We start from the raw sequence: 24,623 nt of genomic DNA, 5'->3' as shown, positions 1-24,623 counted from the left end.
GGGCCGGAGTAGCCAGGGTCACTCCGGCCGGGCGTCCGGAGTGTCGGTCCGGCCCGTTAACGTTGCGGGGTGACAGCCGTGCTCAGCCATCCCGACCAGCTCAAGGAGCTGTTGGGCATCCCGTTCAACCGGGAGCAGATGGCGGCCATCGGCGCACCCCTGGAGCCGGCCGTGATCGTGGCCGGCGCCGGCTCCGGCAAGACCACGGTGATGGCCGCCCGGGTGGTCTGGCTGGTCGGCTCCGGCGCCGTGCGGCCCGAGGAGGTCCTCGGCCTCACCTTCACCAACAAGGCCGCCGGGGAGCTCGCCGAACGCGTGCGCACCGCGCTGCGGGTCTGCGGGCTCGGGCTCCCCCCGGCCGAGGGCTGGGGGAGGGGCGCCGACCAGGACGACGCCGAGTCGCTCGGCGAGCCGGAGATCTCGACCTACCACGCCTTCGCCGGCCGATTGCTCAAGGAGCACGGCCTGCGCATCGGCATCGAGCCGGACGTGCGGCTGCTGGCCGACGCCACCCGCTTCCAGCTCGCCGCCAAGGTGCTGCGCACCGCCCGCGGCCCGTTCCCCGCACTGACCGGCACCTTCGCCAACCTGGTCGCCGACCTGATCGCGCTGGACGGCGAGCTCGCCGAGCACCTGGTCGAGCCGGCCGCCCTGCGCACCCACGACGAGGAGCTGCTGGACGCCCTCGCCACCGTCAAGCTGACCAACGACGACCTGCGGGCCGTCCCGGCCACCGCACGGGCCCGGCTGGAGCTGTTGCGCCTGGTCGAGGAGTACCGGCGGCGCAAGCGGGCCGCCGGGCTGATGGACTTCGGCGACCAGATAGCCGCCGCCGCCCGGCTCGCCCAGGACCGGGCCGAGGTCGGCGAGCTGCTGCGCGGCCAGTTCCGGGTCGTGCTGCTCGACGAGTACCAGGACACCTCGGTCGCCCAGCGGCTGATGCTCGCCGGCCTCTTCGGCGCGGGCCCCGACGGCCGGGGCGGCGGGCACCCCGTCACCGCCGTCGGCGACCCCTGCCAGGCGATCTACGGCTGGCGCGGTGCCTCGGTCGCCAACCTCGACGAGTTCCCCCGGCACTTCCCGCGGGCCACCGGCGGGCCCGCCGCCCGCTACGCGCTCAGCGAGAACCGCCGCAGCGGCGGGCGCCTGCTCGCCTTCGCCAACGAGCTCGCCGCCCCGCTGCGGGCCATGCACGAGGGCGTCGAGGCGCTGCGCCCGGCGCCCGGCGCCGAGCAGGAGGGCTACGTGCGGGCCGCGCTGCTGCCCACGCACGCCGAGGAGGTCGACTGGCTCGCCGACTCGATCGCCCACCTGGTGCGCACCGGCACCGCGCCGGGCCGGATCGCGGTGCTCTGCCGGGGCGGCGCGGCCTTCCCGGACATCCACGCGGCGCTGGTCGCCCGGGAGGTCCCGGTCGAGGTGGTGGGCCTGGGCGGACTGCTGCAACTGCCCGAGGTGGCCGACCTGGTGGCGGTCTGCGAGGTGCTCCAGGACCCGACCGCCAACGCCGCGCTGGTGCGGCTGCTGATCGGTCCGCGCTGGCGGATCGGCCCGCGCGACCTCGCGCTGCTCGGGCGCCGCGCCGCCGAGCTGGTGCGCACCGACCGGCCGGAGGGCGTGGAGGCGCTGACGGCGGCCGTCGCCGAGGCCGACCCCACCGAGGTGGTGTCGCTGGCCGACGCGGTGGAGACCTTCCTCGACGCGGACCAGCCCGACGAGCTCCCCTTCTCCGCCGAGGCCCGGGTCCGCCTGGCCCGCCTCGCCCAGGAGCTGCGCGACCTGCGCCGCTCGCTCGCCGACCCGCTGATGGACGTGCTGCACCGGGTGCTGACCGTCACCGGCCTGGAGGTCGAACTCGCCGCCTCCCCGCTGGCGCTGGCCGCCCGGCGGCGGGAGACCCTGCACGCCTTCCTGGACGTCGCCGCCTCCTTCGCCGACCTCGACGGGGACCCGGGCCTGGCCGCCTTCCTCGCCTTCCTGCGCGCCGCCCAGGAGTACGAGCGCGGCCTGGACAGCAGCCTGCCCGGCGGCGAGGACACCGTGAAGGTGCTCACCGCGCACAAGTCCAAGGGCCTGGAGTGGGACGTGGTCGCCGTCCCCGGGCTGGTGAAGGGCGCGTTCCCCTCCGGCAGCCCGCGCGAGCGCTGGACCAGCACCAAGCGGGTGCTCCCGCACGCCCTGCGCGGCGACGCGGCCACCCTGCCGGACGTGCGCGGCGGCTGGAACGGCAAGTCGATGACGGCCTTCCGGCAGCAGCTGGCCGAGCACGCCGGGATCGAGGAACTGCGCCTGGGCTACGTCGCTTTCACCCGCCCGCGCGCCCTGCTGCTGGCCTCCGGGCACTGGTGGGGCCCGAGCCAGAAGACCGTCCGCGGTCCGTCCGCCTTCCTGGAGAAGCTGCGCGAGCACTGCGAGCTGCCCGGCGCCGGCGAGGTGGAGTGCTGGGCCGAGCAGCCGGAGAAGGGCGCCGAGAACCCGGCGCTGGCCGCGGTGGTGGACCGCCCGTGGCCGCTGCCGCTGGACCCGGCCGCCCAGCACGCCCGCCGCCGGGTCGCCGCGGTGGTCCGCGCCCGGGTGGCCGGGCTGGGGGCCGAGCCGGTGCCCGTCGAGCCGATGGCCGTCGAGGACCAGCGCCAGTTGGCCTCCTGGGACCGCGACCTCACCTCCCTGCTGGGCGAGTTGGAGCGCTCCCGGCGCACCGCCCGCGACGTTCCGCTGCCCGCCGCGCTGTCGGCCACCCAGCTCCTGCGGCTGGCCGCCGACCCGGACGGCTTCGCCCGCGACCTGGCGCGGCCGATGCCGCGCCCGCCGCAGCCGGCCGCCCGGCGCGGCACCCGCTTCCACGCCTGGCTGCAGTCCCGGATCGAGCCGCTGATGCTGATCGAGCCGGGCGCGCTGCCCGGTGCGGACGACGACGGGATCGAGGACGAGCAGGACCTGGAGCGGCTCAAGGAGGCGTTCCTGCGCACCCCGTACGCCCAGCGCCGGCCGCACCGGGTGGAGGCGCCGTTCCACCTGGTGCTCGGGGGGCGGGTGGTGCGCGGCCGGATCGACGCGGTCTACCGGGACGGTGACGGGGAGTCGGAATCCGGTGGTGCGTCACGCTACGAAGTGGTGGACTGGAAGACCCACCGCGAGGAGACCGCCGATCCGTTGCAGCTCGCGGTGTACCGGATCGCCTGGGCGGAGCAGGCGGGCGTTCCGCCCGAGCAGGTCACGGCTTCGTTCCTGTACGTCCGCAGCGGGCGGATCGTCCGCCCGACAGGACTTCCCGACCGAAAAGAGTTGGAACGGCTCCTGATCGGGAACAGTGAATAATGAGTCACGCAGAGCATCCAAGTCATCACGGCAACGCCCGAAACCTGTGCGTCATGCACGTTTCGCGCCTATTGTGGGGTCGGTAACCGGTCAACCCCCGTGCTCCGGCCGCCAGCGAGGCCCGCATTCCCTAACCCTCAGTCATCACCGCAGGTGCCCCAGGGCATCGGCGTCTTCTGCTGGAGAGATCGACGTTGAGCGCGACCGGATGGATCAGAGAGCGGTTCACCGGGCCGACCCCGGGACCCGCTCCGGGCGCGACCGGCACCTGGCCGAGGACGGCGCTCGCGCTGCCCTTCCTCGGCATGGCGCTGATCGTCGCCCTCGACTACGTCAGCAACACCGAGGTGACGGTCGAACCGGCCCTCACCGCCGTCCCCGCGCTGGCCGCCGTGGTCAGCCGCCGCACCTGGTACCCGCTCGCCATCGGTCTGTGCACCGAGACCGTGGCCTTCCTGATGGCCCTGCGCAGCGACGCGCTCGACCAGTCCGTGCACGCCGCCAGCGTCTTCGCGATCCTGCTGGTCGCCACCATCGGCTGGGTCAGCGCGACCCTGCGGCTGCGCCAGGAGCGGGCGCTGGCCGACGCCCAGCTCGTCGCCTCGATCGCCCGCCGGGTGCTGCTGCGGCCCGTCCCCGAGCGGGTCGGCACCGTCCGGGCGGCCGTCCACTACGAGGCCGCCGCCGCGCACGCCAGGATCGGCGGCGACCTGTACGAGGTGGTCAACACCCGCCACGGCGTGCGGGCCGTGGTCGGCGACGTCCGCGGCAAGGGCCTCGGCGCGGTCGAGACGGCCGCCGCGGTGCTGGGCGCCTTCCGTGAGGCCGCTCACCAGGAGGGCGCGCTGGACCGGGTGGCCGGCTGGCTGGCCGTCAGCCTCGACCGGGCCCTGCACGAGAACGACCACCCGGGCGTGGAGGAGGAGTTCGTCACCCTGGTGCTGATCGGCGTCGGGCCGGACGGCACCGCGGAGCTCGTCAACTGCGGCCACCCCGCCCCGCTGCTGCTGCGCGGCGGGGAGGTCAGGCCGCTCGAACTCGCCGAGACCGTCCCGCCGCTGGGGGTCCTCGACCCCGCCGACGTCCGGCCGCCGGTGCACCGGGTGCCGCTGCGTTCCGGCGACCGCGTGCTGCTGTTCACCGACGGGGTGATCGAGGCCCGGGACCGCTCGGGCGCCTTCTACCCGCTCGCCGAGCGCCTCCCGCGCTGCGCCGACGGCCGCCCGGCCGAGGTCCTGCAGCGCCTGCACGAGGACGTGGTCCGCCACGTCGGCCGCCAGCTCGGCGACGACGCGGCGATGCTGCTCCTCCAGTACGAGCCCCCGTCCGTCCAGGGCGCCCGACTGCCCCACCAGAACGGAGTCCTGGCCCACCGGACGTAGGGCCCGTCCACTTCCTAGAGCGAGACCTCCACCAGCAGCGGCCGGTGGTCGGAGACGGCCGCGCGCGGTGCCGCGGCCGGGCCGACGGCCGTGCGCGGCACGCCGATCGCCAGCACGTGGTCGAACTGCACCGCCGGCCGGTGCGAGGGGTAGGTGGGCGTGCGGGCCAGGTCGTACCAGCCCTGCAGCCGGGCCCGGGGTTCGCGCACCCGGCGTCGGCGCGGCTCGGCCAGGGCGGGCCGCGCCCGCCGGGCCGCCCGCAGTTCGCGCACCCGGGCGCGCGGCGCGGTGCGCTCCAGCGCGGTCGCGCCGCCGAGGACGGTGCGCGGCACCGCGCCGACCAGGTTGAAGTCGCCGAGCACCAGGTAGGGCTGCGGCAGGTCGGCGATCCAGCGCCGGATGCCGGCCAGTTGCGCCATGTTCCACCCGGGGACGAAGGAGAGGTGCGCGGCGACCACGGTGAACGGCCCGCGGTCGCCCTCGAGCACCGCGGCCAGCGCCGCCCGCGGTTCGTCCGGCACGGGGGTGAGACCGCGCCGGCCGGCCACCCGCAGGGGCAGCCCGAACGGTGCCGGGGCGAACCGGCGGGCGCGCCAGTGCCGCACCGGCAGCCGGGTCAGCAGCGCGGTGCCGTAGGACGGAGGGGCACCGTCGCCGACGTCGCCGGGGCCGTAGACCCGCAGGCCGCCGGGCACGGACGGCTCCGGCACCCAGCCGGCCACCGGTGCGGGCCGGCCGTGCAGGGCGGCGGCGAAGCGCCAGTCGGCGGCGCCCATGGCCTTGGCGGCCACCGCGGTCTGGTCGGTCCCGCCGGAGCGGGACTGGTGGCGGTCCACCTCCTGCAGGGCGAGCACGTCGGCGTCGAGGGCGGCCACCGCGTCCGCCAGCGGGCCGCCGGCGTCGGCCGGGTAGGGCCGCGGGGCGCCGTCGGGGGCGAGCGGCTGACCGTGCAACAGGTTGAAGGTGGCGATGCGCAACTGGCTCACACCGCACGACGGTACCCGCTCGACGGGGGAGGGGGCGGCTTGAGCCGGTAGGGCATACCGGGTATACATACTCGGTATGTCCATCCGTCACGGTCTGCTCGCCCTGCTCGACCAGGGCCCGCGCTACGGCTACCAACTGCGCACCGAGTTCGAGGCGCGCACCGGCGCCACCTGGCCCCTCAACGTCGGGCAGGTCTACACCACGCTGTCCCGCCTGGAGCGCGACGGCCTGGTCGAGTCCGCGGGGGAGGACGAGGAGGGGCACCAGTTCTACGCCGTCACCGATGCGGGACGCGCCGAACTGCGGGCCTGGTTCGACACCCCGGTGCCCCGGACCAACCCCCCGCGCGACGAGCTGGCGATCAAGCTCGCCATGGCCGTCACCGTCCCGGGCGTGGACGTCGGCGCCGTCGTCCAGGGCCAGCGCCGGCACAGCATCAAGGCGCTGCAGGACTACACCCGGCTCAAGGGCCGCGCCCTGGCCGGCGGCGCCGCGCCGGGGGAGAAGGGCCGGCCGGGTGCGGTGCCCACCGAGGGCAACGACCTCGCCTGGCTGCTCGTCCTCGACCAGCTGATCTTCCAGACCGAGGCGGAGATCCGCTGGCTCGACCACTGCGAGACCCGGCTCGCCCAGCACGCGCAGACCCTGCAGGCCCGCGCCGCCGAGGCCGCCCGCGACGGCGGGGCCACCGCCACCGCACCCGGCCGCCGCCGCTCACGGACCTGAGCCCGGCCACAAGGAACCACCGGCTCGGCCCCGACACCGAGCCCACGACCAGCAAGGGGGGAATCGTGTCCCACTCGGACCCGACCCGGCACACACCGGTGCTGCACCTGGAGAACGTCACCCGCGTCCACGGACAGGGCGCCGCGGAGGTGCAGGCGCTGCGCGGCATCGACCTGAAGGTCCACCCCGGCGAGTTCGTCGCCGTCATGGGCCCGTCCGGCTCCGGCAAGTCGACCCTGCTCACCCTGGCCGGCGGCCTGGACAGCCCCAGCAGCGGCCAGGTCCTCGTCGAGGGCGTCGCCCTCGGCGGACTCACCCGCAAGCGGCTCGCCCAGGTCCGTCGCCGCGCCGTCGGCTACGTCTTCCAGGACTACAACCTGATCCCGGCGCTCACCGCCGCGGAGAACATCTCGCTGCCCCGCGAACTCGACGGCCTCTCCGCCCGCGCCGCCCGCCGCGAGGCGCACGCCGCCCTGGAGGAGCTCGGCATCCCCGAGCTCGCCGACCGCTTCCCCGACGACATGTCCGGCGGCCAGCAGCAGCGCGTCGCCATCGCCCGCGCCCTGATCGGCGACCGCCGCCTCGTCCTCGCCGACGAACCCACCGGCGCCCTCGACTCCACCACCGGCGAGGCCGTCCTCGCCGTGCTGCGCGCCCGCTGCGACGCCGGCGCCGCCGCCATGATGGTCACCCACGAGGCCCGGCACGCGGCCTGGGCCGACCGCGTCGTCTTCCTGCGGGACGGCCGGATGGTCGACGAGAGCGCCAGCCAGGACGCCGCCAGCCTGCTCGTCACCGCCGCCACCAACAGCCTGAAGGTGGACGAGTGAAGCTCAGCGCCTGGCGGGTCGCCCTGCGCATCGCCCGCCGTGACGCGCTGCGCGCCAAGGGCCGCAGCGCCCTCGTCATCGCCATGGTCGCGCTGCCGGTCCTCGGCGTCGCGGGCGCCGACGTGGTGTTCCGCAGCGCCGAGCTCGACCCGGGCGAACGCGTCGTGCGGATCATGGGGCAGTCCGCCGGCGAGCTCCAGATGATCGAACGCGGCTCCACCGTCCTGCAGGCGCCCGACCCCGACACGGGCGTGTACGTCCAGAACCCCAAGGACGACGCCAAGAAGGGCGCGCCCCCGCAGTACACCCCGGCCCAGCGCCGCAGCCTGGACACCGAACCGGCCGACCTGGCGAAGCAGCTGCTCCCGGCCGGCGCCACCCTCGTGCCCGAGCGGCAGGGGCCCTACACCTCGGCCAGCAGCGCCGAGGGCCTGCTCAGCACCCAGACCACCGAGGCCGACCTGACCGACCCGGTGTGGCGCGGCCGGCTCGACCGGGTCAAGGGCCGCGCCCCCGAGCGGGACGGTGAGGTCGCGGTGACCACGGCGTTCCTCGCCCGCTCCGGCCTCAAGGTCGGCGACCGGACCACCGTCCGGGGCCTGGAGGCCACGCCGTTCACCATCACCGGCGTCTACGAGTACCCGGGCGAGCTCACCGCCACCGAGATCATCGCCCGGCCCGGCACCCTGATCGACCCGCTCGCCAAGCTCCCCGGTGCCGTCCAGAGCCGCAGCGCCGGCACCGGCGCGCCCACCCGCTGGCTGGTCGAGCTCCCGGCCGGGGCCGTCCTCGACTGGCCCAAGGTCACCGAGCTGGGCGGCTACGGCTTCACCCTCGCCTCGCGGGCCGTCCTGCTCGACCCGCCGGCCCGCGCCGACGTGCCCTACTACACCCAGGCCGACAAGCAGCGGGTCACCGAGACCTCCTACTTCGACCGGACCTCCGTCGTCATGCTCGCCACCGTGGTCGGCATGGCCCTGCTGGAGATCGTGCTGCTCGCGGGCCCCGCCTTCGCCGTCGGGGCCAGGCGCTCCCGGCGGCAGCTCGGCCTGCTCGCCGCCGGCGGCGGTGACCGGGCGCAGGTCCGGGCCGTCGTGCTCGGCGGCGGCGTCGTCCTCGGCGTCACCGGCGCCGTGGTCGGCCTCGCCCTCGGCGTCGGCCTGGTCGCCCTGCTGCGCACCCAGGCCGAGGAGTACTCGGGCAGCCGCTTCGGCCACTTCGACCTGCAGCCGCTCGACCTCGTCGGCGTGCTCCTGGTCGGCCTGGTCACCGGCCTGCTCGCCGCCGTCGTCCCCGCCGTCCAGGCCTCCCGCCAGGACGTCGTCGCCGCCCTCACCGGGCGCGACTCGCTCAAGCCGCCGAACCGCAAGCTCGCCGTCCTCGGCCTGCTGATGGTCGCCGGCGGTGCGGCGCTCGCCCTGCTCGGCGCCACCAGCGGCTTCGCCAGCCGGAGCCTGGCCGTCCTCGGCGGCTCCGTGATCGCCGAGCTCGGCATGGTCGCCCTCACCCCCTACCTGGTCGGGCTGTTCGGGAAGCTCGGACGCTGGCTCTCGCTCGGCCCCCGGCTCGCCCTGCGCGACTCGGTGCGTCACCGCGGCCGGACGGCTCCCGCCGTCGCCGCCGTGATGGCCGCCGTCGCCGGCTCGGTCGCGGTCGGCGTCTACCTCGCCAGCTACGAGGAGCAGGGCCGCCGCGAGTACGTGGCCTCCGGCCCCTCGGGCGCCGTCATGCTCGGCGGCGGGTACGCCTCCAACGGCCAGGAGAAGCTGCTGCCGCAGATGCGCGACGCCGTCGAGCGCAACATCCCCGGCCTCGGCCAGCGCGCCGACGTCCTGCGGATCAACTACAAGGGCGACTGCTCCGACGGGAACAGCTGCGGCTACGCCCGGATCGAACTGCCCAAGGACCTGCGCTGCCCCGCCTACGAGGGCGACGACCAGCGCGACCCGGAGGAGATCGAGCGCATCGTCCGCTCCGACCCGCGCTGCCAGACGGGCGGCCGCCGCGCCAGCCACTTCGGCGACCTCTCCGCCGGCGACGCCACCCTGCTGCGCAACCTCTACGGCGTCACCGCCCCGGCCGCCGGCGAGGCCCTCGCCGCGGGGCGGGCGGTGGTCTTCGACGCCCGCTACATCAAGGACGGCAAGGTCGTCGTCGAGCTCAACGAGCCCTCGGACGAGGCCGCCGACGGCTCGGTCAGGACCCGGCCCAAGCGCACCGAGGTCGCCGTCGACGCCGTCCTCGCACCGGCCGCGATCCCGGGCGCCGGCCAGGCCGTGATCAGTCCGCAGACCGCCGCGCGCCTCGGCCTCACCACCTCCCCGGCCGGGTCGGTCTGGCTGCCCGACGCCGTCCCCTCGGACGGCGCCGAGCAGAAGGCCAACGGCGCGCTGTCCAGGCTCACCGACCAGCAGGGCCTCACGGTCGAGCGCGGCTACCAGTCCAAGACCGGGCTGATCGGCCTGGGCCTGTCGGTCTTCGCCGCCATCGTCGCCCTGGGCGCGGCCGGCATCGCCACCGGTCTCGCCGCCGCCGACTCCCAGCGCGACCTGACCACCCTCGCGGCGGTCGGCGCCGAGCCCCGGATCCGGCGCTCGCTGTCGGGCTTCCAGTGCGGGGTCATCGCGGCGATGGGCACCCTGCTGGGCATCGTCTCCGGGGTCGTGCCCGGGGTGGCCCTGCGCAAGGTCGAGGCCGCCGCGCACAGCTATCCCGGGATGAGCCCCGAGGCGGTCGCGAACCAGGGGATCGTGGTCTTCCCGTGGCCCACCATCACCGTCACCGTGGTGGTGCTGCCGCTGCTCGCGGCCGGGCTGGCGGCGCTGCTCACCCGTTCGCGGATCTCGCTGCTGCGCCGCTCCGGCTGAGGCCCGCGCGTCGCCCCGTCACCCCCGGCAGCCCTCGGCGGCGGCCGGGGGTGACGGATGTTACAGCTCCCGCGGCGCCCGGCAGCCGGACGGCCGGGGCGGGCACCCGCACGGGCGAACTAAAGTCGTCCGTATGACGAGAACCCCGGACAGCGTCGTCCGCTCCTTCATCGACCAGCACTGGTCCGAATTCCTCGCGGACCTCTCCGAGTGGCTGACCATCCCCTCGGTCTCCGCCGACCCGGCCCGGGCCGGCGACGTGCGGCGCTCCGCCGAGTGGCTGGCCGCCAAGCTGCGCGACACCGGCTTCCCGGTGGCCGAGGTGTGGGAGACCGACGGCCTGCCGGCGGTGTTCGCCGAGTGGCCCTCCGGGGACGACTCCGCCCCGACCGTCCTGGTCTACGGGCACCACGACGTGCAGCCGGCCGCCAGGGAGGACGGCTGGGACACCGAGCCGTTCACCCCGACCGTGGTCGACGGGCGGCTGTTCGCCCGCGGTGCGGCCGACGACAAGGGCCAGGTGTTCTTCCACACCCTGGGCCTGCGCGCCCACCTGGAGGCCACCGGCCGCACCGCGCCGGCCGTCAACCTCAAGCTGCTGATCGAGGGCGAGGAGGAGTCCGGCTCGCCGCACTTCGCCGACCTCGTCCGGCGGGAGGCCGAGCGGCTGGCCGCCGACGTGGTCGTCATCTCGGACACCGGCATGTGGTCCGAGACCACGCCGACCGTCTGCACCGGCATGCGCGGCCTGGCCGACGCCCAGATCGACCTGTACGGCCCGGACGCCGACATCCACTCCGGCTCCTTCGGCGGTGCGGTGCCCAACCCGGCCGAGGTCGCCGCGGAGCTGGCCGCCGGCCTGCACGACGCCGACCGCCGGGTGGCCGTCCCGGGCTTCTACGACGGTGTGGTCGAGCTGACGGAGCGCGAGCGCGAGCTCTTCGCCGAGCTGCCCTTCGACGAGGAGCAGTGGCTGCGGGTCGCGAAGTCGTACGGCACCCGCGGCGAGGCCGGCTACACCACCCTGGAGCGGGTCTGGGCCCGTCCGACCGCCGAGGTCAACGGCCTGTGGGGCGGCTACACCGGCCCCGGCGGCAAGACGATCGTGCCGTCCTCGGCGCACCTCAAGCTCTCCTTCCGGCTGGTCGCCGGGCAGGAGGTGGAGAAGGTCCGGGAGGCCGTCCGCGCGTGGGTGGCCGAGCGGGTGCCCGAGGGCATCCGCCACGAGCTGGTCTTCCCGGGCGCGACCCGGGCCTGCCTGACCCCGCTGGACCACCCGGCGCTGCAGTCCACCGTCCGGGCGATGGGCCGGGCCTTCGGACAGCGGATCCTCTTCACCCGCGAGGGCGGCTCCGGCCCCGCCGCGGACCTGCAGGACGTGCTCGGTGCGCCGGTGCTGTTCCTCGGCATCTCGGTGCCCTCGGACGGCTGGCACTCGATCAACGAGAAGGTCGAGCTGGACCTGCTCGCCAAGGGCGTGGAGACCGCCGCGTACCTGTGGGGCGACCTGGCCGAGAACTTCCGGCCCGGCGCGTGAGCGCACCGCGGGACGGGCGACCCGGCGTGCCCGTCACGCCGGGGCACGCCGGCCCGGTCCCGGCGCGGGCGGCCTCCGGGCGCGCCACGGCCGGCAGATCACTCATCCGGATGATTCACCACGTGGGGATGGAACGAAGTGAGCACCGTGCCTGAGACCGAACCCCGGCTGCCCCTGGCACTGGCCCGGGCCGGAGTGGACCGGGCGGCCGAGCACCGGTTCGACGAGCCCTGGCTGGCGGCGGCCTGGAGCCACCCGGCGACCCGGGTGCTGCCCATCGCCGGCGGCGAGGCGTTCGTCGTCGACACCGCGCAGGGCACCGAACTCGTGCTGCTGCCCTCCTTCGAGGCGCCGCAGACCGGGGACCGGTACTTCCTCGGCACCGACGAGGACGGCGTCTCCTACTTCGCACTGGCCGGCGAGAGCCTGCCCGGCCGGCTGGACGGCGACGCCCGCCCGGCCGGGCTGCGCGAGGTCGGCGCGCTGCTGTCGGACCGGGACGCCGGACTGCTGGTGCACGCCGTGGCGCTGGAGCACTGGCACCGGCTGCACAGCTTCTGCTCCCGCTGCGGGCACCCGACGGAGAAGGCCGGCGCCGGGCACGTGCGGCGCTGCACCTCCTGCGCGGCCGAGCACTACCCGCGCACCGACCCGGCGGTGATCATGGTGATCACCGACGAGCAGGACCGCTGCCTGCTCGGCCGCCAGGCGCTGTGGCCGGAGGGCCGCTGGTCGACCCTGGCCGGGTTCGTCGAGCCGGGGGAGTCGATCGAGCAGGCCGTGGTGCGCGAGGTGCAGGAGGAGGCCGGCGTCCGGGTCGGCGAGGTGCACTACGTGGCCAGCCAGCCCTGGCCGTTCCCGTCCAGCCTGATGCTCGGCTTCACCGGCCGGGCGCTGCCGGACGGCACGGCGATCACCGTGGACGGCGAGGAGCTGGCCGAGGCGCGCTGGTTCTCCCGCGAGGAGCTGCGGGCCGGGATGGCGGCGGGGGAGATCCTGCCGCCGTCCGGGATCTCGATCGCCCGCCACCTGGTGGAACTCTGGTACGGCGAACCGCTGCCGTCGTCGGCGCGCTGGTAATTCCGGCCGAATGGGGGCGCGTGGCTTATGCCGCGCGCCCCCATTCGTCTTTGCAATCCCTTCCCGATTCCGACACGAGCGGATGTTCGTAGTCGGACGGGCCAGTTCTGCTACCGCCCGGTGCCGCCCGGCGTGCGGGCCCCACCCGGGCGGACGACATTGCCGGAAACGGCTGAAAACGCGTCACCGCGCTCGCTAGATTCACTCGGGTGACAATCCCCCGGGGCACCGCCCAATCCCCCAAATACCAGCGACTCGCCGCCGACCTGCGCCGCCGGATCGCCGAGGGCGAGTTCACCGCCGACGCCGCCCTGCCGGTCGAGAGCGAACTGGAGCGCCAGTACGGAGTCGCCCGCAACACCGTCCGGCTCGCCGTCGACGTCCTGGTCAACGAGGGCCGCCTGGTCCGCCTCCAGGGCAAGGGCACCTACCTGCGGGAGCACCCCGTCCTGGACCACCGCGCGTACGGGCCGACGCTCGCCCCGGCCGCCCGCGACTGCCTGGCCCTGCCCTCCGCCGTCTACCTCGGCGAGGCCGCCGAGGCCGGCCGCGAGCTCACCACCGACTTCGAGATGATGATCGTCCGGGCCCGGGTCGACATCGCCGAGCGGCTCGGGCTGCGCCCCGGCGAGGCCATCGTGGTCCGCCGCCAGCTGCGGCTGCTCGACCGCGAGCCCTACTCGATCGAGGAGAGCCACTACCGCGCCGGGCTCGCCGCCGGCACCCCGTTGATGGAGCCGGACCCGGTCGAGGGCGGCGACGAGGCCGTCCTCGAGGGGCTCGGCCGCACCGAGATCGGCGCCGTCGACCACCTGGTCGCCCGGATGCCCGGCCCCGAGGAGGCCCAGTGGTTCCAGGGCGGCCCCGGTGTGCCCCTGGTGGTGCAGACCCGCGTCACCTACGACCGGCGCGGGCCCGTCCGGGTCATCGAGACCCGGTACTCGGCCGACCGCAGCCGGCTCGTCTACGGCGTCGGCGACCTCGGCGCGCGGGTCACCCTGCCGGCGCCCGCCGCACCCGTCGACCCCGCCCGGGCCGACGCGCCGTGACGCGCGCCGGCCCGGCCGTCCGGGCCGGCTCAGGCCGCCAGGGCCTTCTTGACCTGCAGCAGGCTCGGGTTGGTCATGACGACCTGCTCGCCGCCGCCGGCCGGCTTCACCAGCACCGTCGGGACCGTCTGGTTGCCGTTGTTCACGGACTCGACGAAGGACGCCGACGCCGGGTCCTCCTCGATGTTGATCTCGGTGTAGCCGATGCCTTCACGGTCCAGCTGGCTCTTGAGCCGGTTGCAGTAACCACACCAGGTCGTGCTGTACATCGTCACGGTGCCGGACATCGAGGGGACTCCTTCGGGAGGGGGGTGCGTACGGTCTCTGGACCGAACGTCCACCGGGCGGCGGGCATTCCGACACCCTGTCGACCGCACTGCGGAGCGATCATCCTCCGATCGCACCGGCCCTGTGGACAACCCCGCCACCGTTGTCCCACCGGGCTGAGAGGATGGAACGCATGCAGGAAGACCTCTTGAGCGGCAGCCCGTCCGACGGCCCCCACGGCTCCCCCTGGGCCGACCCCGGGGCCGCCACGGGCCCCGACGCCGTGCTCGCCGGGCTCGACCCCGAGCAGCGCGCCGTCGCCACCGCCCTGCAGGGCCCCGTCTGCGTGCTGGCCGGGGCCGGCACCGGCAAGACCCGGGCCATCACCCACCGGATCGCCTACGGCGTGCGCAGCGGCGTGTACCAGCCCCAGCAGGTGCTCGCCGTCACCTTCACCGCCCGCGCCGCCGGCGAGATGCGCGGCCGCCTGCGCGAGCTCGGAGCGGACGGCGTCCAGGCCCGCACCTTCCACGCCGCCGCCCTGCGCCAGCTCCAGTACTTCTGGCCGCGCGCCGTCGGCGGGCCGGTGCCCCAGCTGCTCGAACGCAAGGTCCAGCTCGTCGCCGAGTCCGCCGGTCGCTGCGGACTGCGCGTCCAGCGCACCGAACTGCGCGACCTCACCGCCGAGATCGAATGGGCCAAGGTCACCCAGACCGGCCCCGACGACTACCCGGCCGCCGTCCAGAAGTCCGGCCGCGAGGCCCCGCGCGACCCGGCCGAGACCGCCCAGGTCTACCGCGTCTACGAGGAGGCCAAGAGCCGCCGCGGCGTCATCGACTTCGAGGACGTCCTGCTGCTCACCGCGGCCATCCTGGAGGACCGCCCCGACATCGCCGACCAGGTCCGCGCCCAGTACCGGCACTTCACCGTCGACGAGTACCAGGACGTCTCCCCGCTCCAGCAGCGCCTGCTCGACCAGTGGACCGGCCCCGGCGGCGGCGCCAGCCTCTGCGTCGTCGGTGACGCCAGCCAGACCATCTACTCCTTCACCGGCGCCACCCCCGACTACCTGCTCGGCTTCCGCGGCCGGCACCCCGGGGCCACCGTCGTGAAGCTCGTCCGCGACTACCGCTCCACCCCGCAGGTCGTCCACCTCGCCAACGGCCTGCTCTCCCAGGCCCGCGGGGAGGCCGCCCGGCACCGGCTCGAACTCGTCTCCCAGCGCGAGGCCGGCCCCGAACCGGTCTACACCGAGTACGAGGACGAGCCCACCGAGGCCGAGACCACCGCCCGCCGGATCAAGGACCTGCTCGCCGCCGGCGTGCGGGCCAGCGAGGTCGCCGTCCTGTTCCGCACCAACGGCCAGTCCGAGGTCTACGAGCAGGCCCTCGCCGACCTCGGCGTCCCCTACCAGCTCAAGGGCGCCGAGCGGTTCTTCGAACGCCCCGAGGTCCGCGACGCCGGCGTCCTGCTGCGCGGCGCCGCCCGGGCCGCCGCCGACCCGCTCACCGCCGGCGCCCCCGACCTCGCCGGACAGGTCCGCGCCGTGCTGGCCAGCCGCGGCTTCACCGCCGAGCCGCCGGCCGGCTCCGGCGCCGTCCGCGACCGCTGGGAGTCCCTCGCCGCCCTCGTCCGGCTCGCCGAGGAGTTCGAGCGGACCAGGGCCGCCGCCGGCCAGGACGCCGACCTCGCGGCCTACGTCGCCGAGCTCGACGCCCGCGCCGCCGCCCAGCACGCGCCCGCCGTCGAGGGCGTCACCCTCGCCTCGCTGCACGCCGCCAAGGGCCTCGAGTGGGACGCGGTCTTCCTGGTCGGGCTCACCGAGGGCACCCTGCCGATCATCTACGCCAAGACCGACGAGCAGGTCGAGGAGGAGCGCCGGCTCCTCTACGTCGGCGTCACCCGCGCCCGTCGGCACCTCTCGCTCTCCTGGGCCCTCAGCCGCTCCCCGGGCGGCCGGGCCAGCCGCAAGCCCAGCCGCTTCCTCGACGGGCTGCGCCCCGGCTCCAGCGCTCCCGGCGCGCGCACCGGCGGGCGCGGCGGGCGCGGGGGCGTCGAGCCCGGCGAGCGCTCCGCCGGTCGGCGGGTCCGCGGGCCGGTCAAGTGCCGGGTCTGCGACCGGGTGCTGACCGAGGCGGTCGAGCGCAAGCTGCGCCGCTGCGAGAGCTGCCCGTCCACCATGGACGAGGCGCTGTACGAGCGGCTGCGCGACTGGCGCGCCGGGCAGGCCAGGAAGCAGGGGGCGCCGGCCTACGTGGTGTTCACGGACGCGACGCTGATGGCGATCGCCGAGGACGTCCCGGCCAGCCGCCAGGAGCTGGCCGCGATCTCCGGGGTCGGTGCGATGAAGCTGGACAAGTACGGGGCGGCCGTGCTCTCGTTGTGTGCGGGGGAGGAGCCCGAGGAGGATCCGGACGGCGTCGGGGACGGCGAGCCGGTCGATCCGGCGTGAGCCGGTCCGGGCGCGGTCGAGGGGACTGCTCGGGGGACTTCGCAACCCGCCGCGAAAAATAGTTTGCGCCGCGTGCCGGGAGCGCAATAGCCTGCCGGAGCGGTCAAGGGGACGCGGTCGCACGGGGTGACACCTGTGCCGAATCCCCCACACGCAACAGCTTCACCGAGACAGACATCCGAACATTCGGAGCCTGGGGAACCGGGCTCCGCGAGACGCCGAGAGGAGGCGAAGACAGTGGGAAACATCATGATCACCAAAATGACTGGCCAGACCGTTGTCGCTGCCTCCCTGCGTGCCGCCCGTCTGCGGGCGCTCGCCGAGCTCGGTGGAACCGGTCTGGGTCTCGACACCACCGGTGTCTCCGTCGTCCCCGCTGTCAGTGGGCTTGGCCACACTGATCTCTGCGTCGCGGGCGGCAGGGGCGCCGAAGGCACCTCCGTCGAGACCGGTCTGTCCCGCGACTGGGCCTCGGTCGGCACGCCGCGCTCCCCGCGCGACGAGCGACCGATCCAGGCACCGAAGGCAGCCGTAGCCGCCGCCATGCATGGCGGCTATGCGCAGGTCATCGGTGCCGGAAACACCCAGAAGCAGAACGAGCAGCAGATCAACCTGGCCCTGGCCGCCCTCACGGGCGCCGAGGCCATCCGGATGCGGGCCTTCCGCGGGCCTGAACCCTGGAGAGAACGAACCTGAGCAAGCTTCAGGTCGGCACCTCCAGGGCCGCGGAACCCGTCACACCGGGATCCGCGGCCCTTCTGTTTTGTCCGGTACGCAAGACCACCCAGGCCCCTCGGGGCCTCCGGCCCAGACCACCAGTCATCCGGGCCGGAACCACTGAGAAGACGAGGAAGACGCCCACAGTGTCCACGGTCATCACGCCGCCCATCCCGTCCGTACCGCCGACAAGCCAGATCACCAAGGCCGACCAGGCCGACCCCCCGGAGGTTCCTTCCATGCAGCTCAGCTCCATCGAGCAGGCCGAGGCTCTCGGTCTCCCCATCCCCTGCCGCGCCTTCGACCCCGAGGTCTTCTTCGCCGAGACGCCCGCCGACGTCGAGTACGCGAAGTCCCTCTGCGGCACCTGCCCGGTCAAGGACGTCTGTCTGACCGGTGCGCTCGAGCGGCGCGAGCCGTGGGGCGTCTGGGGTGGCGAGCTCTTCGTCCAGGGTGTCGTCGTGGCCCGCAAGCGGCCGCGTGGCCGTCCGCGCAAGACCGAGGTCATGGCGTGAACCGCGAACACGGTGCCAGGGCCGTCCGCCGGGGAGAGCAGCCCCTGTCGGAAACCTCCCTCCGCCGCTCCGTCCGCATCGCCGCCGCCAAGGCCGACGCAGTCCGACCCGCCCACTTCCCGAGCACGCACCCCGAGCAGGACCACCACATGACCGCCGCCGCCATCGATCCGACCGTCCGCTCCGAGCAGACCACCGAACTTCAGATCCAGAACAGGACCCTCGAGATGCAACTCCTCCACGAATCCCTGGCCCGGGCCCATATGCAGGAGCGCCTGCACGAGGCCGAGCACCAACGCCTCGTCACCCGGGTCGCCAGGGCCCGCAGGCTCAAGCAGCGGGCCGAGCGCGCCTCGCTGCGGGCCCGCAAGGCCCTCGCCGTCGCGCTGATGTAATCGCGCCGGTGTCGTCGAGGCCGCCCGGGGACGCCCGGTGCCGCCCCACCCCCGTCGTGCCGCAGGCCGCCCCCCCGTCATGGGGGGCGGCCTGCGGTCGTCGGGGTTCCGGGTCCGGTGCGCGCCCTCGCGCGCCCAGCCCGGCCCGGGTCAGTCCTTGCCGAGTCGGGCGCGGGTGCCGGACGTGCGGGGCGCGGCGGCGGGGGGCGCCCCCTCGTCGGCGAACCGGGGGAGCCACTGCAGCATCTCCGCCCGGAACGGGGCCTTGGCGCCCAGCTGGCAGAGCACCCCGATCGTGCTCAGCGTGACCCGGTGGATCAGCAGGTACGCCGGCGGGAGGTTCAGCTGCTTGCCCAGGTTGTAGGCGGGCGAGCGGGGATCGGCGATCCTGGCCGCCTGGGCGCGCATCCAGGCCCGGGTGAAGTGGAAGTCGTCCACGGCGGCCGGCTCGATGATCGGCAGCAGGTAGTCCAGCACCGCGTCCGGGTCCAGCTCGATCGACGGCTTGACGAAGCCCTCCTCGCGCAGCATCGTCAGCACGCCTGCGGCGTCGCCCGCCAGGGCCATCCGCAGCGACGCCCCGATCGGCGCGGGCAGCCCGCCCGGCAGCCGGTCCACCGTGCCGAAGTCCAGCACCCCCAGCCGCCAGCCGGACGCCGGGCCGTCATCCTTCAGCAGCCGGAAGTTGCCCGGGTGCGGGTCCGCGTGCAGCAGACCCGTCCGGGACGGGCCGGCGAACAGGAACCGGGCCAGCAGCTGCCCGGCGCGGTCACGCTCCTCCTGGGTGCCGTCGGCGATCACCTCGGCCAGCGGGGTGCCGTCCATCCACTCGGTCACCAGCACCTGGTCCGCCTGTGCCACCACACCGGGCACCACGATGTCCGGGTCGTCGGCGAACTCCTCGGCATGCAGGCGCTGGGCCTGCGCCTCCAGCTCGTAGTCCAGCTCCTCCGACACCCGCTCGCGCAGCTCGGTGATCAGCGGCTTGATGTCCAGCCCGGGGATCAGCGGCCCCACCAGCCAGGCCACCCGGCTCAGTTGCGTCAGGTCTGCCAGCAGGGCGTCCCCGGCGCCGGGGTACTGCACCTTGACGGCGACCGGGCGCCCGTCGTGCCAGACCGCCCGGTGCACCTGCCCGATCGAGGCGGCGGCCGCCGGCCGGTCGTCGAACTCCTGGAAGAGCCCGCGCCAGTCCTCGCCGAGCCGCTGGGCCAGCGCGGTGTGGACCTTGGCGGCGGGCATCGGGGGAGCGGCGTCCTGCAGTTTGGTGAGCGCGGCCCGGTACGGCCCGGCGACCTCCTCGGGCAGTGCGGCCTCGAAGACGGACAGCACCTGTCCGAACTTCATGGCTCCGCCCTTGAGTTCACCCAGGACTTTGAACAGCTGGTCGGCGGTGGCCTGCTGCAGCTCGGCCGTGACCACCTCGGCCGAGCGGCCGCCGATGCGCCTGCCGAGTCCGAGCGTGGCGCGACCGGCTATCCCCAGGGGCAGGGCGGCGAGCCGTGCCGTGCGGGTCACTGCCTTGCGCGGAAGATCGCTCACCCGGGCCTCCAATCCCTGGCCCCCCGACACCGGACGGCCCACCATCACTAGGCCATTGTGCCCGCTCCCCGACCCGCCCCCGGCGGAATTTCGTCGGCGCGGAGCGGGGAGTGCCGCACGCCGGCCGGGTCCGACCGGCCGGGCCGGCCACCGTGGCGGCGGTCGGCGTGGCGGTGGTCAGCGTGGCAGGCGGAGGGCGAGGCCGTCCAGGACCACGTCGAGGCCGTACGCGAACTTGGCGTCGCGGAGGGCCGCCGGGTCCGGGGCGGCCGCGGCGGCCGCGTAGGCCTCCGGGAGGAGGTCGAGGCCGGCGATGGCCTCCTGGGCGGCGGGCATCAGCCGGGCGATGAAGTCGACCTCGCTCTGGCCGGAGCGGGCGATGGTGGTGAGCCAGGCCGCCTCGGTGGTGCTCATGCCGACGACGTACGCGATGACGGCGTCGATCGCCCGGGAGGGTTCGGGGAAGCCGGCCGAGGTGAAGAGGACGGCCATCCGCTCGCCGAAGGCCATCAGGTTGGGGCCCAGGTAGGCGAGGCCGGCCTGGCCGAGGACGGCCGACAGCCAGGGGTGGCGCAGTGCCGTCGCCCGGAACGCCCCGGCGGCGTCGGTGGCGGCGGCGCGCCAGTCGGGGCTCTCGGCGGGCGGCAGGGCGATCTCGCCGAAGACCTCGTCCACCGCGAGCTCCATCAGCTCGTCCTTGGTCGCCACGTGCCGGTAGAGGGAGGTGGCGCCGGCGTTCAGCCGGGTGGCGAGCTTGCGCATGCTCAGGGCCTCTATGCCCTCGGCGTCCAGCACGGCGATCGCCTCGCGGACGATCCCGGCCCGGCTGAGCGCCGGCTGGTCGGGCTCGCGCTGCGGACGGGCCCACACGGACGGGATCGGGTTGGTGCGGGCGGCCATGGCGGCACCCCTCCCTCTTCTCTGCTTCGGTGCGTACAGCGTTCGCATCGAGCGTACAGCAGTCGGTTATTGCGCACACCGTTCCGCTGTGCGTACAGTGTTCGCAACGCAGGAACGGAGTGCGCACCGGGGGAACGGTGTGCGCAGACTGGAGGGGTGGCAGATGTCAGCGTCAGAGGTGGCCGGGGGCCGCAATCCGCACCGCTGGTGGATCCTGATCGTGCTGTGCCTGAGCTCGCTCGTCCTGGTGGTCGACAGCATGGCGCTGACGGTCGCGGTGCCCTCGATGACGGCCGACCTGGGGGCCAGTGCCCAGGACACCCAGTGGATCCTCGACTCCTACGTCCTGGTCTTCGCCGGACTGCTGCTGACCTCCGGGAGCCTCGGCGACCGGTTCGGCCGCCGGAGGATCATGATCATCGGGCTGTTGCTGTTCGGTGCGGCATCGCTCGCGGCCACCTTCTGCACCAGCCCCGGTGAGGTCATCGCGGCACGCGTCGCGATGGGGGTCGGCGGCTCGCTGATCATGCCCTCGACCCTGTCGATCCTCATCACCGTCTTCGACGAGGACGAGCGCAACAAGGCGATGGCCGCCTGGAGCTCGGTGGCGATGCTGGGGCTGGTCGGCAGCCCCGTCCTCGGCGGCGTGCTGATCAACCACTTCTCGTGGCACTCGATCTTCTTCATCAACGTCCCGGTCGTGGCGCTGGCGATCCTCGCGGGCCTGCTGCTGATGCCGGAGTCCAAGGGCCCGTGGCAGAAGCCCGACCCGCTCGGTGCGGTGCTCTCCGCCGTCGGCATGACCGCGCTGGTCTGGTGGATCATCGAGATCCCGCAGCACGGCGCCTTCGGCGGTCAGGCCCTGGTCACCCTGGCCGTCGCCGTCCTCTCCCTCGGCGGGTTCGCGGTCTGGGAGAACGTCACCTCCGCGCCGATGGTGCCGCTGGTCCTCTTCCGGCACCGCAACTTCAGCGGGGGCTCGCTGTCGCTGACCCTGGTGCAGATCGGCAACGGCGGCCTGCTGCTGGTGCTCACCCAGTACCTGCAGTCCGTGCTCGGGTACTCCCCGGTCAAGGCGGGCCTCGCCTTCGTCCCGCTGGCCGTCGCCGCGCTGCTGGGCAACGGGGTCGGCGCCAAGCTCGCCGCCACCATCGGCAACCGTCTGCTGATCCTGGCCGGCATGCTCGTCATGGCCTCCTCCTTCCTCCTGCTGACCACCGTCACGGCGGACGGCGGCTTCACCGTCCCGGCCGTCGCCCTGGGGCTGCTCGGGCTCGGCGCCGGCCTGGCGATGCCGGCCGCGGTCGGTGCGCTGATGGGCACCATCCCGCCGGAGCAGGCGGGCGTCGGCTCCGCGCTGAACGACACCATCCAGCAGGCCGGCACGGCGCTCGGCATCGCGATCCTGGGCTCGCTGCTGTCGAGCGGCTTCGCCGACGAGATGCCGGCCGGGCTGCCGGAGGAGGCGAAGCACTCCATCGGCGGGGCGCTGGCGACGGCCGGCGGGGACGCCGGGCTGATCCGGACCGCCCGGGAGGCGTTCACCTCCGCGATGTCGACGACTTTCACGGTCAGCGCCGTCGGCGTGCTGGCGGCGGCCCTGGTGGCCACCCTGGTGATGCGGGACCGCAAGGCGGACGCGGCCGCCGTCGGTGAGCCCGCCGAGAACGCCGCCTGACACCGGCGGACGGCCCGCCCCCACCGAGAAGGCCGGTACCCCTCCGGGGCGCCGGCCTTCGGCGTGCCCGGAGCTCGCCCGGTGAACCCGGTCGACCCGGTGGGTCCGGGCGCCGCCCGCGCGCCCGGCGGCCCGCGCCCTCATCGCGGTGGCTGCGGCTGCCACAGGCAACCGCAGTGCGGATGGCCGCGCAGCCGCAGCCGGCGGGGCATCCCGTCGCCGGCCGACACCTCGCACCAGCCGTCCACGCTCGGCGGCCGCCCGCCGTCCAGCTGCACCTGGACGTGCAGCGCGGCGAGGCCGGCCACCGCCGTGGCCAGCGCCGAGTCGCAGGCCGGGGCGTGCGCCCGCCCCGGCCCGCCGTCGGCCAGCTGGGCGAGCACCCGGGGCCAGGCCGCGTCCTCGTCCTCCCGGCGCAGCACCAGGCAGTGCCCGCAGGCCGACACCCCGGGCAGGACCAGCGGCCCGACCACGCCGAACTCCTCGACCACGCCGACGTAGAGGTGCGGCACCCCGGCCCGGAGCAGCAGGCGGGCCTCGTACGCCCCGCCGGCGAACGCCGCGCTGCCGTCCCGCGGTGCGAGCACGACGAAGTCGGGCGGCTGCTCGCCGCCGCCGCGCCGGGGCGCCGGAGCCGGGGGCCGGGCCGCCGCCCGCTGCACCGCCTCCCGAGCGGCCGTCGTGCGCAGGCGCCCGACGTCCCCGGGCGGCAGCCCGGCCGGGGAGCAGTCCTCCGGGCGGACCCGCCCGGAGTCCACCACGGTGACCCGGCCCGCGCCGCCGGCTGCGAGGACGGCCGCCACCGCGGCCCCGACCCGCCCGGCGCCGCGGACCTCGATCCGGGCGTCGGCCCGCCGGGCCAGGACGGCCGGTGCCGCGCCCGGGCCGGAGTGGACCAGGGAGAGCGAGGAGAAGTCGGGCCCGAGCACGCCCCGGTGGGGCTGCGGGAAGCGGGCCAGGGCCGCCGCGGTGGCGTCCGCGTCGTCCAGCAGGCCGGTCTCCGCGAGGTCGGTCAACAGGGCGTCGGCGGGATCACGGCCGAGACCGATCCGCTCGCCGGCGTCGAGCAGCTCGGCCCGCCCGCGCGTCCCGTCGAGCAGGGCGAGGAAGTCGCAGAGGGTCTTGTCGGCCTGGCCGAGCACGCCGGCGTGGCGGGTGACGGTCCCGAACTGCAGGGTCTCGGCGTCCCGCCAGCTGCGGGACAGGGCGGGCTTCAGCTGGAGGCGCACGGCGGCTCCCCTCCGATCGATTCCGGACGGCTGACCGCAGCATGCCCCACCGGGCCGACACCGTGCTCCGGGTTATCCACAGGCGCGGGCCCATGATCACATCAGCTGTTCGCGGTCCCTGTGGATAACTGCCCGGCCCCTCCGGCGTCGATTTCCGGACACCCGCCGTCGGCCTTTCGTTCCCGATCACTCCACGAAACATTTCGGCCACGGCAGCGGACTTCTGTCAGGGGTTCCGGGTAACGTCGTGTGCCATGGCAGCCGAGCGGGACTCCCATCCATCGGCGTCGCGTCGGCGTGCCCGTGCAGCGTCCGGGTCGCAAGTGGCGGCGCCGAGCACGCGTGGACGGCCGGACGAGCAGCAGCCGAGGTCCGCACATCCGCAGCACCCGTCCGTCGCGGGCGCACCCCCGGAGCCGCACGACCGCGGCCGGGTGGAGGTGCGCCGCAGCGCCCGCCGCAGCCGCACCGTCTCCGCCTACCGCGAGGGCGACCGCACCGTCGTCCTGATCCCGGCCCGGATGTCGCACGCCGAGGAGCAGCGCTGGGTCGCGCAGATGCTGGAGAAGCTCGCCGCCCAGGAGAGCCGCCGGATCCCCGGGGACGACGCGCTGGCGGCCCGGGCCCGCGAGCTCTCGGCCGCCTACCTGGACGGCCGGGCCCGGCCCACCCAGGTCCGCTGGGTCACCAACCAGAACTCGCGCTGGGGCTCCTGCACCCCCAGCGAGGGCACCATCCGGCTCTCGCACCGCCTCCAGGGCATGCCGGAGTACGTGCTGGACTACGTGCTGCTGCACGAGCTCGCCCACCTGCTGGTGCCGGACCACGGCCCGGCGTTCTGGGCCCTGCTGGAGGCCTACCCCCGGACGGAGCGGGCCCGCGGGTACCTGGAGGGCGTGGTGTCGGCGGCCCGGCTGCCGCACATCCCGGGTGCCCGGCACGCGGACCGGGGGCCCGAGCGCGGCGTCGACCCGGCCGGCTCCTGCGGCTGAGCCGGGCCGCCGGCCCACCGGCGGGGACGCTGCCGGGAACGCGGACGACGTCGGGGGGGGGGGGGGGCCGGGGGGGGCCGCCCCCCCCCCCCGGCCCCCCCCCCCCCCACCACCCCCCCCCCCCCCCCCCCCCCCCCCCCCCGCGGCCCCCCCCCGGGCG

Annotated in this window: 19 protein-coding genes; 14 read left to right on the top strand and 5 right to left on the bottom strand. The window is 74.9% G+C overall.

The window, feature by feature from the left end:
- Positions 1 to 69 precede the first annotated feature (69 nt).
- Positions 70 to 3,318 (top strand): ATP-dependent DNA helicase, encoded by a 3,249-nt coding sequence (locus tag ACFYUY_RS26830; protein ID WP_360213863.1) that lies wholly within the window; start codon positions 70 to 72, stop codon positions 3,316 to 3,318.
- 194 nt (positions 3,319 to 3,512) lie between these two features.
- Positions 3,513 to 4,700: a PP2C family protein-serine/threonine phosphatase gene (locus ACFYUY_RS26825; RefSeq protein ID WP_360213865.1), complete on the top strand. Its 1,188-nt coding sequence runs from the start codon at positions 3,513 to 3,515 to the stop codon at positions 4,698 to 4,700.
- Positions 4,701 to 4,714: 14 nt separating this feature from the next.
- Here ACFYUY_RS26825 and ACFYUY_RS26820 read toward each other — a convergent pair whose 3' ends face one another.
- Positions 4,715 to 5,686, bottom strand: coding sequence for an endonuclease/exonuclease/phosphatase family protein (locus ACFYUY_RS26820; protein WP_360213867.1), 972 nt, complete (start codon positions 5,684 to 5,686; stop codon positions 4,715 to 4,717).
- 76 nt (positions 5,687 to 5,762) lie between these two features.
- Here ACFYUY_RS26820 and ACFYUY_RS26815 point away from each other — a divergent pair, with 76 nt between their 5' ends.
- The 6 genes from ACFYUY_RS26815 to ACFYUY_RS26790 all read left to right on the top strand — a co-directional run bounded on the left by ACFYUY_RS26815 (position 5,763) and on the right by ACFYUY_RS26790 (position 13,776).
- Positions 5,763 to 6,413, top strand: coding sequence for a PadR family transcriptional regulator (locus ACFYUY_RS26815; protein WP_360213869.1), 651 nt, complete (start codon positions 5,763 to 5,765; stop codon positions 6,411 to 6,413).
- A gap of 65 nt (positions 6,414 to 6,478) precedes the next feature.
- Positions 6,479 to 7,243 carry an ABC transporter ATP-binding protein gene (locus ACFYUY_RS26810; RefSeq protein WP_360213871.1) on the top strand — a complete coding sequence of 255 codons (765 nt, stop codon included), beginning with the start codon at positions 6,479 to 6,481 and terminating at the stop codon, positions 7,241 to 7,243.
- Positions 7,240 to 10,110 carry an FtsX-like permease family protein gene (locus ACFYUY_RS26805; protein WP_387904376.1) on the top strand — a complete coding sequence of 957 codons (2,871 nt, stop codon included), beginning with the start codon at positions 7,240 to 7,242 and terminating at the stop codon, positions 10,108 to 10,110. The genes ACFYUY_RS26810 and ACFYUY_RS26805 overlap by 4 nt, the downstream gene beginning before the upstream one ends.
- Positions 10,111 to 10,243: 133 nt before the next feature.
- A complete protein-coding gene (locus tag ACFYUY_RS26800; RefSeq protein ID WP_360213875.1) occupies positions 10,244 to 11,647 on the top strand; it encodes a dipeptidase in 1,404 nt (467 codons plus the stop codon).
- 138 nt (positions 11,648 to 11,785) lie between these two features.
- On the top strand, positions 11,786 to 12,727 hold the full coding sequence (gene nudC, locus ACFYUY_RS26795) for an NAD(+) diphosphatase (protein WP_360213877.1): 942 nt from the start codon (positions 11,786 to 11,788) through the stop codon (positions 12,725 to 12,727).
- A gap of 209 nt (positions 12,728 to 12,936) precedes the next feature.
- Positions 12,937 to 13,776, top strand: coding sequence for a GntR family transcriptional regulator (locus ACFYUY_RS26790; RefSeq protein WP_360213879.1), 840 nt, complete (start codon positions 12,937 to 12,939; stop codon positions 13,774 to 13,776).
- 29 nt (positions 13,777 to 13,805) lie between these two features.
- Here the strand turns inward: ACFYUY_RS26790 and ACFYUY_RS26785 are convergent, their stop codons facing one another.
- Positions 13,806 to 14,063 (bottom strand): mycoredoxin, encoded by a 258-nt coding sequence (locus tag ACFYUY_RS26785; RefSeq protein ID WP_360213881.1) that lies wholly within the window; start codon positions 14,061 to 14,063, stop codon positions 13,806 to 13,808.
- A gap of 164 nt (positions 14,064 to 14,227) precedes the next feature.
- Between ACFYUY_RS26785 and ACFYUY_RS26780 the strand changes: the two genes are divergently transcribed.
- From ACFYUY_RS26780 to ACFYUY_RS26765, 4 genes are all read left to right on the top strand, one after another.
- On the top strand, positions 14,228 to 16,495 hold the full coding sequence (locus ACFYUY_RS26780; protein WP_387904372.1) for an ATP-dependent DNA helicase UvrD2: 2,268 nt from the start codon (positions 14,228 to 14,230) through the stop codon (positions 16,493 to 16,495).
- A 249-nt stretch (positions 16,496 to 16,744) separates the two neighbouring features.
- Positions 16,745 to 17,191 carry a hypothetical protein gene (locus tag ACFYUY_RS26775; protein WP_387904369.1) on the top strand — a complete coding sequence of 149 codons (447 nt, stop codon included), beginning with the start codon at positions 16,745 to 16,747 and terminating at the stop codon, positions 17,189 to 17,191.
- A 167-nt stretch (positions 17,192 to 17,358) separates the two neighbouring features.
- A complete protein-coding gene (locus ACFYUY_RS26770; protein ID WP_387904367.1) occupies positions 17,359 to 17,727 on the top strand; it encodes a WhiB family transcriptional regulator in 369 nt (122 codons plus the stop codon).
- 149 nt (positions 17,728 to 17,876) lie between these two features.
- Positions 17,877 to 18,122 carry a hypothetical protein gene (locus ACFYUY_RS26765; protein ID WP_387904527.1) on the top strand — a complete coding sequence of 82 codons (246 nt, stop codon included), beginning with the start codon at positions 17,877 to 17,879 and terminating at the stop codon, positions 18,120 to 18,122.
- Positions 18,123 to 18,272: 150 nt separating this feature from the next.
- On the opposite strand, the gene ACFYUY_RS26760 is transcribed toward ACFYUY_RS26765, so the two are convergent.
- Both ACFYUY_RS26760 and ACFYUY_RS26755 read right to left on the bottom strand, forming a co-directional pair.
- Complete coding sequence (locus ACFYUY_RS26760; protein WP_360213887.1) at positions 18,273 to 19,664, bottom strand: AarF/ABC1/UbiB kinase family protein; 1,392 nt, start codon at positions 19,662 to 19,664, stop codon at positions 18,273 to 18,275.
- A gap of 177 nt (positions 19,665 to 19,841) precedes the next feature.
- Positions 19,842 to 20,564 (bottom strand): TetR/AcrR family transcriptional regulator C-terminal domain-containing protein, encoded by a 723-nt coding sequence (locus ACFYUY_RS26755; protein WP_360213889.1) that lies wholly within the window; start codon positions 20,562 to 20,564, stop codon positions 19,842 to 19,844.
- A gap of 163 nt (positions 20,565 to 20,727) precedes the next feature.
- On the opposite strand from ACFYUY_RS26755, the gene ACFYUY_RS26750 reads away from it, so the two are divergent.
- Positions 20,728 to 22,242 (top strand): MFS transporter, encoded by a 1,515-nt coding sequence (locus ACFYUY_RS26750; protein ID WP_387904362.1) that lies wholly within the window; start codon positions 20,728 to 20,730, stop codon positions 22,240 to 22,242.
- 140 nt (positions 22,243 to 22,382) lie between these two features.
- On the opposite strand, the gene ACFYUY_RS26745 is transcribed toward ACFYUY_RS26750, so the two are convergent.
- Positions 22,383 to 23,471 carry a ThiF family adenylyltransferase gene (locus ACFYUY_RS26745; RefSeq protein WP_360213893.1) on the bottom strand — a complete coding sequence of 363 codons (1,089 nt, stop codon included), beginning with the start codon at positions 23,469 to 23,471 and terminating at the stop codon, positions 22,383 to 22,385.
- Positions 23,472 to 23,794: 323 nt separating this feature from the next.
- Here ACFYUY_RS26745 and ACFYUY_RS26740 point away from each other — a divergent pair, with 323 nt between their 5' ends.
- On the top strand, positions 23,795 to 24,463 hold the full coding sequence (locus ACFYUY_RS26740) for a M48 family metallopeptidase (protein WP_387904360.1): 669 nt from the start codon (positions 23,795 to 23,797) through the stop codon (positions 24,461 to 24,463).
- Positions 24,464 to 24,623: the final 160 nt, after the last annotated feature.

This window comes from Kitasatospora sp. NPDC004745, assembly GCF_042873275.1.
Lineage (GTDB): Bacteria > Actinomycetota > Actinomycetes > Streptomycetales > Streptomycetaceae > Kitasatospora.
This window is presented reverse-complemented; position numbering and strand designations above follow the sequence as displayed.